Annotated in this window: 13 protein-coding genes; 12 read left to right on the top strand and 1 reads right to left on the bottom strand. The window is 36.9% G+C overall.

Going from position 1 to position 13,370, the window contains the following annotated elements; translation table 11 throughout:
- The first annotated feature begins 5 nt into the window (after positions 1-5).
- The 10 genes from dnaJ (at position 6) to ACU8DI_RS08665 (ending at position 9,973) form a co-directional block, all read left to right on the top strand.
- Entirely contained in the window at positions 6-1,133 is a 1,128-nt protein-coding gene (gene dnaJ / locus ACU8DI_RS08710; protein WP_447112380.1) for a molecular chaperone DnaJ, read from the top strand.
- A 277-nt stretch (positions 1,134-1,410) separates the two neighbouring features.
- Positions 1,411-2,343, top strand: a complete 933-nt coding sequence (locus ACU8DI_RS08705) for an ABC transporter ATP-binding protein (protein WP_447112379.1) — start codon at positions 1,411-1,413, stop codon at positions 2,341-2,343.
- A gap of 1 nt (position 2,344) precedes the next feature.
- Entirely contained in the window at positions 2,345-3,661 is a 1,317-nt protein-coding gene (locus ACU8DI_RS08700) for an ABC transporter permease (RefSeq protein WP_447112378.1), read from the top strand.
- A 2-nt stretch (positions 3,662-3,663) separates the two neighbouring features.
- Positions 3,664-4,545, top strand: a complete 882-nt coding sequence (locus tag ACU8DI_RS08695) for a mechanosensitive ion channel family protein (protein WP_447112377.1) — start codon at positions 3,664-3,666, stop codon at positions 4,543-4,545.
- A 38-nt stretch (positions 4,546-4,583) separates the two neighbouring features.
- Positions 4,584-5,468, top strand: a complete 885-nt coding sequence (locus tag ACU8DI_RS08690; protein ID WP_447112376.1) for a DUF6268 family outer membrane beta-barrel protein — start codon at positions 4,584-4,586, stop codon at positions 5,466-5,468.
- 2 nt (positions 5,469-5,470) lie between these two features.
- Complete coding sequence (locus ACU8DI_RS08685; RefSeq protein ID WP_447112375.1) at positions 5,471-6,634, top strand: sigma-54-dependent transcriptional regulator; 1,164 nt, start codon at positions 5,471-5,473, stop codon at positions 6,632-6,634.
- 6 nt (positions 6,635-6,640) lie between these two features.
- Positions 6,641-7,519, top strand: coding sequence for a PPK2 family polyphosphate kinase (locus ACU8DI_RS08680; protein WP_447112374.1), 879 nt, complete (start codon positions 6,641-6,643; stop codon positions 7,517-7,519).
- 78 nt (positions 7,520-7,597) lie between these two features.
- Positions 7,598-9,001 (top strand): M20/M25/M40 family metallo-hydrolase, encoded by a 1,404-nt coding sequence (locus ACU8DI_RS08675; protein ID WP_447112373.1) that lies wholly within the window; start codon positions 7,598-7,600, stop codon positions 8,999-9,001.
- 15 nt (positions 9,002-9,016) lie between these two features.
- Positions 9,017-9,592 carry a hypothetical protein gene (locus ACU8DI_RS08670; RefSeq protein ID WP_447112372.1) on the top strand — a complete coding sequence of 192 codons (576 nt, stop codon included), beginning with the start codon at positions 9,017-9,019 and terminating at the stop codon, positions 9,590-9,592.
- Between the two features lie 3 nt (positions 9,593-9,595).
- Positions 9,596-9,973 (top strand): glyoxalase superfamily protein, encoded by a 378-nt coding sequence (locus tag ACU8DI_RS08665; protein WP_447112371.1) that lies wholly within the window; start codon positions 9,596-9,598, stop codon positions 9,971-9,973.
- Between the two features lie 28 nt (positions 9,974-10,001).
- Here ACU8DI_RS08665 and lysA read toward each other — a convergent pair whose 3' ends face one another.
- Complete coding sequence (gene lysA / locus ACU8DI_RS08660; RefSeq protein WP_447112370.1) at positions 10,002-11,207, bottom strand: diaminopimelate decarboxylase; 1,206 nt, start codon at positions 11,205-11,207, stop codon at positions 10,002-10,004.
- Between the two features lie 116 nt (positions 11,208-11,323).
- Here lysA and ACU8DI_RS08655 point away from each other — a divergent pair, with 116 nt between their 5' ends.
- Positions 11,324-11,980 carry a hypothetical protein gene (locus ACU8DI_RS08655; protein WP_447112369.1) on the top strand — a complete coding sequence of 219 codons (657 nt, stop codon included), beginning with the start codon at positions 11,324-11,326 and terminating at the stop codon, positions 11,978-11,980.
- Positions 11,981-12,144: 164 nt separating this feature from the next.
- A complete protein-coding gene (gene sucC, locus ACU8DI_RS08650; RefSeq protein WP_447112368.1) occupies positions 12,145-13,335 on the top strand; it encodes an ADP-forming succinate--CoA ligase subunit beta in 1,191 nt (396 codons plus the stop codon).
- Positions 13,336-13,370 lie beyond the last annotated feature (35 nt).

The raw sequence follows: 13,370 nt of genomic DNA, 5'->3' as shown, positions 1-13,370 counted from the left end.
AAGAGATGGCAAAAAGAGATTATTACGAAATACTAGGAATTGATAAAAACGCGTCAGCGGCAGAAATTAAGAAGGCATATCGTAAGATGGCCTTAAAATTTCACCCTGATAAAAATCCGGATGATAAAGAAGCCGAAACAAAATTTAAAGAGGCAGCTGAGGCCTATGAAGTTTTGAGCAATGCCGACAAAAAAGCCCGATATGATCAATTTGGTCATCAAGCTTTTGAAGGCGCAGGTGGCTTTGGTGGCGGAGGTATGAATATGGATGACATCTTCAGTCAGTTTGGTGATATCTTTGGTGGTGCTTTTGGTGGAGGCGGAGGTTTTTCCGGTTTTGGCGGAGGTTTTGGCGGTGGTCAAAGACGTGCTAAAGGGAGTAACTTAAGAATTCGAGTATCCCTAACATTAGATGAAGTAGCCAATGGCGTTGAGAAAAAAATCAAGGTAAAACGAAAAGTTCAAGCACCAGGTACAACTTATAAAACCTGTGCGACTTGCAACGGTGTTGGACAAGTTACCAGAGTCACAAATACCATCCTCGGACGCATGCAAACATCGTCGGCATGTCCCACCTGTGGTGGTGCTGGTCAAAGTATTGATAAGAAACCTAGTGATGCGGATGCACAAGGACTTAAAGTACAAGAGGAGACTGTTTCAGTGAAAATTCCGGCAGGTGTGGTTGATGGCATGCAATTAAAGGTGACAGGTAAAGGGAACGAAGCACCAGGAAATGGTATTTCGGGTGATTTGTTAGTGGTGATTGAAGAGAAAGAGCATGAAACTTTAAAGCGTGAAGGCGATAATCTACATTACGACTTATACGTGAGTTTGCCTGATGCTGTTTTAGGAACTTCTAAAGAAATTGATACCGTCACTGGTAAGGTGAGAATTAAAGTTGAAGCCGGCGTGCAATCTGGAAAGATTTTACGATTGAGAGGTAAAGGGATTCCGAGTATCAATGGCTACGGAAGCGGTGATTTATTAGTGCATGTAAATGTATGGACACCTAAAACATTAAATAAACAACAAAAGGAGTTTTTTGAAACTATGAGAAATGATGAACATTTCGATCCTAAGCCAGAAAGCTCTGATAAATCGTTTTTCGAAAAAGTTAAGGATATGTTTTCATAAGAATCTTCTTTTTTAAGAAAAAACACTATATTTGAATTATCACTAATTTTAATTAGTGGTAATTTTTCTTTTTCATAGCAATTTTTTCCCATCCTTAATTAAGTTTAAGGGTGGGTTTTGTTTTTTTATTGAGTTTCTTTAAAATAGAGGACTTTCTACAAGCTCTTAATTCTGAAAAAGAATAATAAGAGTTAACATTTTCATAAGATTAGCACCGTTTAGATGCTGAACATTTTTATCTTTACACCTAATAAACTATACCTAGCATACGTAATTTATGGAGAACCTATTAGTAGCGGATTCAGTTTCCAAGAACTATGGAAAATTTAGAGCATTAAATGATGTTTCCATAGCAGTCCCTAAAGGCAGTATTTTTGGTTTACTTGGACCCAATGGCGCAGGGAAAACAACACTCATTAGAATTATCAATCAAATTACAATGCCAGATACTGGACAGGTGATTTTAGATGGAGAACCTCTAAAACCGGAACACATTCAAAATATTGGCTATTTACCGGAAGAAAGAGGTCTATATAAATCTATGAAAGTTGGAGAGCAAGCCTTATACTTAGCACAGCTCAAAGGATTGTCCAAACAAGATGCTAAAAAGCGCTTAAAATATTGGTTTGAAAAACTAGAAATTGGCGATTGGTGGCATAAGAAAATTCAAGAGCTTAGTAAAGGTCAGGCTCAAAAAATACAGTTTATTGTGACTGTTTTACATCAACCGAAATTATTGATTTTTGATGAACCTTTCTCAGGCTTCGATCCTATAAATGCCAATTTAATCAAAGATGAAATTCTACAATTACGGGAAGAAGGAGCCACGGTTATATTTTCAACACATCGCATGGAATCCGTTGAAGAACTATGTGATCACATCGCCTTAATCCATAAGTCTAATAAAGTTTTGGATGGTAAACTCACCGATATAAAACGCCAATATAGAACCAATACGTTTGAAGTTGGTTTGCAAACCGACACCATTGGCGCTGACAAAATAACGGAAGCCATAAGGGAGCGTTTTGAAGTATTTCCTGCAACATTCAAAAACCTGAATGATGATGTCAAACTAAATGTGAAATTGAATGATAATGATTCATCAAATGATTTATTGTCGTTTTTGACCTCAAAGGCATTGGTACATCACTTTGTAGAAGTGATACCAAGTGCTAATGATATTTTTATTCAAACAGTAAAAAACAATTAAAATGAATCATCTACCACTCATCATAAAACGAGAGTACCTAACCAAGGTTAAAAACAAGTCGTTCGTGATTATGACGTTTGTAAGTCCATTAATTATGGTCGCTCTTATCGCTGTGGTGGCCTATCTATCACAATTAAATAATGACAAGCAACGGACCATCTCTATTTTGGATGAAACTGAACTTTTGAGTGATGTTTTTGTCAATTCTGAAGGTACTGTCTACAATGTTTTAACGGCTGACACCGATTTAGAAACGGCAAAGTCTATGGTTAAGGCCAAAGAAGAATATGGTTTACTTTACATAGAGAAGAGTACAGATTCATCAAAAGTGATGTCGAATGCGATGTTCTTTTCAGACGAGTCACCGTCTTTAAATATGATGAACAACATGGAAACCAGGATAGAAAAAAAACTATCTGACGTAAAATTGATAGAAGATGGTGTTGATATTGAGCAAATCAAGGCTTCAAAAATAAATATCATTATTAACCAAGAGAATTTTACTGGTGAGAAAACTTCTAAAATCGATAGTGTCCTGAAACTCGCTTTTGGCGGTGCAGCCGGTTATCTATTATTCATGTTTATCATTATTTATGGTAATATGATTATGAGAAGCGTTATAGAAGAAAAGACAAGCCGTATTATCGAGATTATTATATCATCCGTGAAACCAGTGCAACTCATGCTCGGGAAAATTATAGGAACCTCGTTGGCTGGTATCACTCAGTTTGCAATTTGGGTGTTCCTAGGAAGTGTTTTAGTGTTTGTTATTTCTGCCATATTTGGAATTGATATTGCTCAAATGCATACACCACAGCAAGATTTGGTAAATCAGGCGATGCAAAATCCTGATATCGCCAATAACATTCAATTAGGCATGCAATCATTCTTTAATTTGCCTTTAACCAATTTAGTTGTGGCCTTTATGTTTTTCTTTATTGGTGGCTATTTGCTATATAGCTCTTTGTATGCGGCTATAGGTGCTGCTGTAGATAATGAAACAGATACGCAGCAGTTTATGTTGCCCATCATCATGCCATTGGTTTTAGCAGTTTATGTTGGGATATTTACCGTGATTGATGATCCACATGGCACCGTCTCTACTGTGTTTTCGTTTATACCTTTTACATCTCCAGTGGTGATGTTAATGCGAATTCCGTTTGGCGTTCCTATTTGGCAGCAAATACTATCGTTTGTCATACTTGCAGGTACATTTGTATTTGCCGTGTGGTTCGCAGCGAAAATTTATAGAGTGGGTATATTAATGTATGGTAAGAAACCAAGTTATAAGGAATTATATAAGTGGATTAAATATTAATCATGATTCAAGATCTGTCTAAACTAGAGGAGAAAATTACCGAGAGTTCGGCGTGGGAAAACATTCAGAATTTTCTTGGTCAGCATATCGATATAGGTAAGGACATTAGTATTTCAATATTTGATGTATTGGTTGTCGCTACGGTAATTTTTGTGACGACCATAATTCTGAGAATTATCTTAAGAATTATAACGAATAAATTACCTGAGGATGATAAGAGTAAGTTTAATGTGGTTTATGGATATTTTCGTTGGCTCATTTATTTAATCATACTCCTTGTAACTTTGCATTCTGTTGGTGTCAATGTGACAGCAGTATTCGCAGCGTCTGCAGCATTACTCATTGGTGTGGGATTAGCGCTTCAAACCTTATTTCAGGATATTATTTCTGGAGTATTTATTCTTATTGATCAAACTGTGCATGTTGGTGATATTATTGAAATAGAAGGCAAAGTTGGTCGCGTAGAAGAAATAAAATTACGAACCACACGAGCCGTTACCATTGATAATAAAGTGCTGGTCATTCCGAATCATTTATACTTGACAAATAGCTTGTATAATTGGACCCAAAATGGCACAACAACTCGTGAGAATGTGGAAGTTGGGGTCGCTTATGGTAGTGATGTTGAATTAGTGAGGAAATTATTGATACAAGCAGCAAGTACACATCCAGATGTTATTAGCACACCTGAGCCGGCTGTTGTATTTACGGCATTTGGAGATAGTTCTCTTAACTTTAAACTTATTTTTACCTTGGCTGATAGTTTCAAGGCGCAGTTTCCTAAAAGCGACATACGATTTGAAATTGATAAACTTTTTAGAGAGAATAATGTGACGATTCCTTTCCCTCAGAGAGATATTCATATTATCAAAAAACCGGAGTAATCATCAAATGTGAGTTTAAAATCTAAACTAATAAATCTATGAGTTCCAAATTGTACAAAATAGCAATGTTGGTGGTGATGGTATGTTGCTGTCAAAGTGTGACTGCACAATTAACGGATCTAGCGCGATTGGAATACTCATTCATACCTAAAAATAAGTCGGATGATCAATACACGAGAATCCGCGCATTAGTCAATTATCCAATTGAAACAAGTGAGGATTGCTATTTGGTAATTGGTGCTGAATATGCACGTGTTATTTTAAACCTTGAAGATGATTACCCCTTCGATACCAAATTAGTATCGAGTATTAATATTATTGATTTAAATATAGGGTATACGTTTAAAACAGGCGAACATTGGAGATTAGGAGTGAAGGTGACGCCAAGAATTGCCTCAACACTTACCAACAAACTAACATCAGAGGATATTTTTATCAACGGAGGCTTTTACGCCATAAAAGATAGAACAAAAGATGAAGAATTAAAACGACCATATCGCTTAATTTTAGGTCTTACTTACAATACCACTACAGGAATTCCATTTCCATTACCCTTCGTAAGTTACTACAGGCGCGTGAATGAACAATGGTCTTTTTCAGCTGGTGTTCCAAAATCTAATTTAAAATATTATTTTAACGAGACAAATATGTTGCAAGCATTTGTAGGTTTAGATGGTTATTTTGCCCATTTACAAAGACCTCAAATGGTAAATGGGAAACAGGTAGATAATATTTCATTGTCTGTTGGTGTTGGAGGTTTAGGGTACGAGTATTGCTTTTCAAAACACTTGATAGCTTATGCTTATACAGGATATACTTTTAGGTTAAATAATGTTTTACGCAATGATAATAGAGATGAAGTTTTTAAATTGGATGATATAAACACGTTTTATTTAAGAACCGGATTAAAATTTAAAATATAAATATGGCAAAAATATTAGTAATTGAAGACGAAGCTGCAATTAGAAGGGTCTTAGTAAAAATTTTATCAGAAGAGAGTGATACCTATGAAGTAGAAGAAGCTGAAGACGGTCTTTCTGGAATTGAAAAGATCAAAAAAGATGATTTTGATCTTGTCCTCTGTGATATAAAAATGCCAAAAATGGATGGTGTTGAAGTATTGGAAGCGGTTAAAAAAATAAAACCGGAAACGCCCATGGTCATGATTTCTGGTCATGGCGATTTGGACACGGCTGTCAATACCATGCGTTTGGGTGCCTTTGATTATATATCAAAACCGCCAGATTTAAACAGATTGCTCAATACGGTCCGTATTGCATTAGACACTAAAACGTTAGTCGTTGAGAATAAAATGCTCAAGAAAAAAGTGAGCAAGAAATATGAGATGATTGGTGAAAGCGATGCCATTGCTCATATCAAAGATATGATTGAGAAAGTGTCAGCAACCGATGCTCGCGTCCTTATTACAGGGCCAAATGGCACAGGAAAGGAGCTAGTAGCTCATTGGCTTCATCAAAAAAGTCCTCGCTCGAAAGGGCCACTAATTGAGGTGAATTGTGCGGCCATTCCGGCTGAATTAATTGAAAGTGAGTTGTTCGGTCACGTCAAAGGTGCTTTTACAAGTGCTGTAAAAGATAGAGCTGGTAAATTTGAAGCGGCTAATGGCGGGACTATTTTTTTAGATGAAATTGGCGATATGTCCCTATCAGCTCAAGCGAAGGTGTTAAGAGCTTTACAAGAGAATAAAATACAACGTGTTGGTAATGATAAAGATATTAAGGTTGATGTAAGGGTTATAGCAGCGACTAATAAAAACCTAAAAAAAGAAATTGAAGAAGGACGTTTTAGAGAGGATTTATACCACAGATTAGCCGTTATCCTTATAAAAGTGCCAGCGTTAAACGAAAGAAGAGAAGATATTCCATTATTGGTTGAACATTTTTCAGCAAAAATTTCTGAGGAACAAGGCACTGCTAAAAAGAACTTTTCGGATAAAGCGATAAAGTTGTTACAGGAATATGATTGGACAGGAAACATCCGAGAATTGAGAAATGTTGTTGAACGTTTGATTATTCTTGGAGGTCAGGAAGTAAGTGAAAACGATGTAAAACTCTTTGCGTCAAAATAGAAAATTATGAAGGAATTAAACACAGATCAATTCAAAATCACAAGTAAAGTTCAGCTTAAGGATGTACCAACGAGCTTTGACTTGGAGGCTAAAAAGAAAAAAATTGAGCGACAATTAGAATCAGTTCGTGAAGAATTAGGCGATTTTCAGAATACTATTTATGCACATGGTAAGTATGCTGTACTCGTATGTATCCAAGGCATGGATACTGCTGGGAAAGATAGTTTGATTCGCGAAGTTTTTAAGGATTTTAATAGTCGAGGTGTTGTGGTTCATAGTTTCAAAGTCCCAACAGAATTGGAGCGCAAGCACGATTATTTATGGCGACATTATTTGGCCTTGCCAGCCAGAGGGAAATTCGGTGTTTTTAATCGAACGCATTATGAAAATGTATTAGTGACGCGCGTGCATCCGGAATACATTTTGGGAGAGTTTTTGCCTGACGTCAACTCTATTGATGATGTTGACGACTCTTTCTGGGATAAACGCTTCGAACAAATCAATAATTTCGAGAAGCACATTGCTGAAAATGGCACCATCATTTTTAAGTTTTTCCTTCATATTTCCAAAGATGAACAGAAACAACGTTTGCTAAGACGTTTACATAAGCCTAGTAAAAATTGGAAATTCTCACCTGGTGATCTCGATGAACGTGAATTGTGGAACGAGTACCAAAAATATTATGAAGATGCAATTAACAGAACATCTAAACCACATGCACCTTGGTATGCAATTCCGAGTGATGATAAGCCAACAGCACGTTATATCGTGGCTAAGACCATGTATGACCATTTGATCAAATTCACGGATATTAAGGAGCCTGAACTTGAACCAGATGTTAAGGCTAATCTTGACAACTACATCAAGCAGCTTGAAAAAGAGTAAATAACCGATTTTTAAGACTACTTTATAAAAGGACTTGAGATAAAATACTATCTTTAACTTCAATGAAAATTTAATTCTATGAAGTTTATCCTAACCACTTTATTCTTAGTTGCGACATTCCAATTATCGGCGCAAAGCGACGCCGAAAACATCAAAACAATTTATACAAACTCCTTAACCAATGGTCAGAGCTATCAGTGGTTAGATCACTTGTCCAATCAAATTGGAGGACGATTGTCAGGTTCGTTAAACGCAGAAAAAGCGATACAATACACTAAAGAAGAGTTTGAGAAACTAGGTCTGGATAAAGTCTGGTTACAACCAGTAATGGTGCCAAGATGGGTAAGAGGTGCACCTGAATTTGCGTATATCGAAACGGCTCCCGGACAAACAACTAGTGTCAATATTTGTGCTTTAGGTGGTTCTATAGCTACACCAAATGGCGGTGTAAAAGCGAAGGTGATTGAAGTCAAAAGTATCGATGAATTAGGAACACTAGGACAGCAAAACATAGAAGGCAAAATCGTTTTTTTTAATAGACCGATGCAAGCCGATTTAATCAGTACGTTCGAAGCGTATGGAGGTTGTGTCGATCAGCGTTATTCTGGTGCTCGCGAAGCTGGAAAATATGGAGCTGTTGGTGTGATTGTTCGTTCAATGAATTTACGTTTGGATGATTTTCCGCATACAGGCAGCATGAGTTACGGGGATTTATCAAATAATCAGCGCATTCCTTCCGCTGCGATTAGTACCAATGACGCCGAATTATTAAGTGGGATGCTTGCCTTAGACGCCGATCTAAAATTCTTTTTTAGTCAGAATTGTGAGCAACTTTCTGATGTGCAATCTTATAATGTTATCGGTGAAATAACTGGTAGTGAATTTCCAAATGAAATCATTATTGTAGGCGGACATTTAGATTCTTGGGACCTTGGAGATGGATCGCACGATGATGGTGCTGGTGTCGTTCAATCTATGGATGTACTTAGGCTTTTGAAAGAAAGTGGGATTCGTCCAAAACGAACCATTCGGGCTGTTCTTTTTATGAATGAGGAAAATGGATTACGAGGCGGAAGAAAATATGCTGAAGTTGCTAAGTCCAAAAATGAAAAACATGTCTTTGCACTCGAAAGTGATGCAGGTGGTTTCACGCCTAGAGGATTTAGCTTTGATTGTAGCGATATTATGTTCGCTAAGATTGAAAGCTGGAAGTCCTTATTCAAGCCGTATTTAATTCATTACTTTGAAAAAGGAGGTAGTGGTGCAGATATTGGGCCACTGAAGGATGATGGTGTGGTGTTGGCAGGATTACGTCCCGATTCCCAGCGCTATTTTGACCATCACCACGCCTCAAATGACACCTTTGAACACGTCAATAAACGCGAATTGGAATTAGGAGCTGCTACCATGACAGCATTAGTGTATTTGATAGATAAATATGGCACGGAAACGATTACAAACCAGGAACAACTAAGAGATTAAATAAAGCCTTCTGTCATGAAAACAACAATTTTAGTAGGTCTGCTATTTTCGTCTTCCTTAGTGTTTTCACAGGAGTCGGCATCAAAAGAATTACCCTATTACCAATTACCAGAATACGCTGAAACCTATACAGCTGGAACCATGGCCGCCCGAATGATTGATGCGCTTGGATTTCGATTTTATTGGGCTAGTGACGGACTTACAGAAACCGATTTAAACTTCAAACCAAGCAAGGCGAGTAGAACGACTGCTGAAACCATAGATCATATCTTGGATTTGTCTTACGTTATTCTTAATTCAACCTTAAAGCAGGCGAATTCAAAACGCGAACCAGTTGAAATGTCTTACGATGCAAAACGAGGAGAAATATTGAATAATCTGAAGCGTGCTGCAGATTTATTGAGAAAACGTACAGATATTTCAGACTTTAAGATCATTTTCGGAAATAACGAGTTTCCATTTTGGAACCAAGTGAACGGTCCAATCGCAGATGCGATATGGCACTGCGGTCAGATAGCCTCATACAGACGGTCTTCAGGAAACCCTATTAATCCTAAAGTCAATCATTTTAGTGGAACAGTAAAACAATAGGTGGTGTCTACAAGTCATTTACAACAAATTCATCCAGTGCTACCCGTCAAAAATGTGACCGAAGCATTAGCGTATTATGTGGAACGACTTGGGTTTAGTGTCGCTTTTAAAGATGCAGGTGATGAACCAAAGTATGGTGGCGTAACAAGGGATAGTATTGAAATTCATTTACAATGGCACGACGAAAAGGAATGGGAGATTGACATCGACAGGCCTTTATTGCGAATTTACGTTGAAAATGTCGATGCCCTATTTCATGAACTAAAAGAAAAGGATGTTTTTCATAGTAACACACGTTTAAAGGATACCGTTTGGGGTACTCGGGAGTTTGGGATTTATGATATAGGAAGTAACGGTTTGATTTTTTATAGGAATCTATAGTTTTTAATAGGTACCTTACGACAAAGGACTACAGATCTATGACGATTTGATTATGTATAATATCGTCAAAAGTCTCTCTTTTTCTAATCAAGTGCGCCTTATTGTTATACCATAGCACTTCCGCAGGTCTATATCTAGAATTGTAATTCGACGCCATAGAAAAGCAATACGCTCCTGCATTTTTAAAGGCAAGCACGTCGTCTTCGGTGATTTCGTTAATGCGCCTGTTGTTCGCAAAGGTGTCGGTTTCACAAATATAGCCAACCACAGAATAAAAACGTTCACGACCCTTCGGGTTGGAAATATTAATGATTTCATGCTGCGAGCCATATAACATCGGACGAATTAAATGGTTAAACCCTGAGTCTACTTGTGCAAATACCGTGGAAGTAGTTTGTTTGACCACATTGACTTTAGTAAGAAAATAACCGGCTTCACTCACTAAAAATTTTCCTGGTTCAAACGCCAAAGTCAGTTGTTTTCCATAAGTCTTACAAAAGGCATTAAAGCGTTTCGTGAGTTTATTCCCTAATTCTTCAATGTTGGTCTCAATATCTCCTGTTTTATAAGGCACTTTGAATCCTGACCCAAAATCAATGAACTCTAAGTTTTTAAAATTTTTGGCGGTATCAAATAAAATTTCACTGGCATACAAAAACACATCAATGTCTAAAATATCACTACCTGTATGCATGTGAATACCATTAATGCTCATTTTAGTGTTCTCTACAATTCTGAGTAAATGTGGGATTTGATGAATAGATATACCAAACTTACTGTCAATATGACCCACGGAAATATTCGTGTTACCACCAGCCATGACGTGAGGGTTGATACGTATACATACTGGAATTTTTGGATGCTTGGTGCCAAATTGTTCCAAAATAGATAAATTATCAATATTGATTTGTACACCTAATTTAGCCGCTTTTTCAATTTCGGTGAGTGATACACCATTTGGCGTATAAATGATTTGTTCCGGCTTAAATCCGGCTTTCAAGCCTAATTGCACTTCTTGAATAGACACCGTATCTAAGCCAGAACCTAATTGATTGAAAATTTTAAGAATTGAAATGTTAGATAAGGCTTTAACCGCATAGTTCAATTTTAAGTGCTTGACTTTACTAAAGGCTGAGGTGAGTCGTTGATATTGATGCTTTATTTTTTCAGCATCATATACGTATACTGGACTGCCAAATTCTTCTGCTATTTGTAGTAAAGTGTTGTGTTCCATGGATAGTTTCTTAAAATTCAGATAAACGAAGGGCAAAAATAATAGCCTCACGATAGCTAAACATAAAAATGAAAAAAATTTGCTAAATTTACACAATATGTTAAATAATTAACAAAATGAAGACTATTGCATCCTGCGTGCAGGAGATCATTCTGTCTAGTCCTTTTCTTGAAGAAGGTTTGTCACGAGACATTATCAATTTTTCAGCCTTGGCTAAAGATCTCAACCAGCCCATATCAAACATGTTGCGGAAACCTGTTAAAGATGGTGCCATTATGATGGCTTTAAGACGATACCAAGTCCCAATGAATTTTAAGAATTCCAAAGCCCTCAAATCTGTGTTTAATAATTTAGGCGACATTACTGTCAGGTCTAATCTTAGTGATTTTACCTTTCAAAATTCGAAATCATTGATACATAGTCATTCGCAAATACTTGAAAAAATTGGCGCCAACCATCAAATATTTTATGCTTTTACACGTGGCATTTTTGAAAGTAACATTATCATTTCAACCTCAGAAACAGAGCATGTAAATCAAGCTTTTAAAAATGAAAACCAAATTGGTTTTCATGACCAATTATCAGCCATAAGCATTGCCTTACCCAAAGGGAATTCTAAAATAGCAGGTTTGTATTATCAAATTTTTAAACGCTTAGCTTGGGAAAACATCACCTTATACGAAGTTGTTTCTACTACCAATGAATTTACGATTGTTGTTGAGGATCATGCTGTTGACAAAGCTTTTTCAGTCATCAAACGATTGCACAACTAAACGGTTTTCCCGATGCATAACTGTGTTTTGTGCTATTTCGTGACAGAAGGTATGGCTAAGCCATGAAATCAATATTAAAAACTATTGGTTAAAACTATAAGTATGTTTATTTTTGTGGTCATTAAAAATGACTTCGGAAAACGAATCTAAAATTTCAAAACCAAATGAATTTACACGAATATCAAGGAAAAGAATTGTTAAGTAGTTTTGGCGTACGTATTCAACGTGGAATTGTAGCGCAAAATGCTGATGAGGCCGTTGAAGCAGCTAAGAAATTAACTGAAGATACAGGAACTGGTTGGCATGTGATTAAAGCACAAGTTCACGCAGGTGGTCGTGGAAAAGGTGGTGGTGTCAAGTTGGCAAAAAACCTTGATGAGGTTAAAACAATCGCAGATCAAATCATTGGTATGGATTTGGTCACGCCTCAAACTTCTGCTGAAGGTAAACGAGTACACCAAGTATTAGTAGCTGAAGATGTTTATTATCCTGGAGATTCTGAACCTGAAGAGTATTACATGTCGGTATTATTGAACCGAGCTAATGGTCGAAATATGATTATGTATTCTACCGAAGGTGGTATGGATATCGAAACCGTTGCAGAAGAAACACCACATTTAATTTTTACTGAAGAGATTGATCCAGCAACTGGAATTCTTCCCTTTCAAGCGCGTAAAGTGGCGTTTAACTTAGGATTGTCTGGTGCTGCATTTAAGGATATGACTAAATTCGTGACATCCTTATATAAAGCGTATGTTGAATCAGATTCTTCTTTATTCGAAATTAATCCTGTATTGAAGACTAGTGATGATAAGATTATGGCTGTAGATGCTAAAGTCTCCTTAGATGATAATGCCTTATTTAGACATAAAGATTTGGCGGCATTACGTGATTTACGCGAAGAAAACCCAATCGAAGTGGAAGCTGGAGAGAAAGGTCTCAACTATGTGGATCTTGATGGTAATGTTGGGTGTATGGTGAATGGCGCAGGGTTAGCGATGGCAACTATGGATTTAATCAAGCAAGCAGGAGGAGAACCAGCTAACTTTTTGGATGTTGGTGGAACCGCAGATGCTGCACGTGTAGAAGCAGCTTTTCAAATTATTTTGAAGGATCCTGCAGTAAAAGCCATTTTAATTAACATTTTTGGAGGAATCGTTCGTTGTGACCGTGTGGCACAAGGGGTTATCGATGCTTATAAAAATATGGGAAATATTGAAGTTCCTATTATTGTACGTCTCCAAGGGACGAACGCAGATATTGCTAAAGAATTAATTGATAATTCTGGATTGGATGTATTGAGCGCAACAGAATTTCAAGAAGCTGCGGATAAAGTACAGCAAGTATTAGCTTAATCTAATAGTGATTAGAACATATAAAAAAAGCGCTC

The sequence above is a fragment of the Psychroserpens sp. BH13MA-6 genome (assembly GCF_052983595.1).
This window is presented reverse-complemented; position numbering and strand designations above follow the sequence as displayed.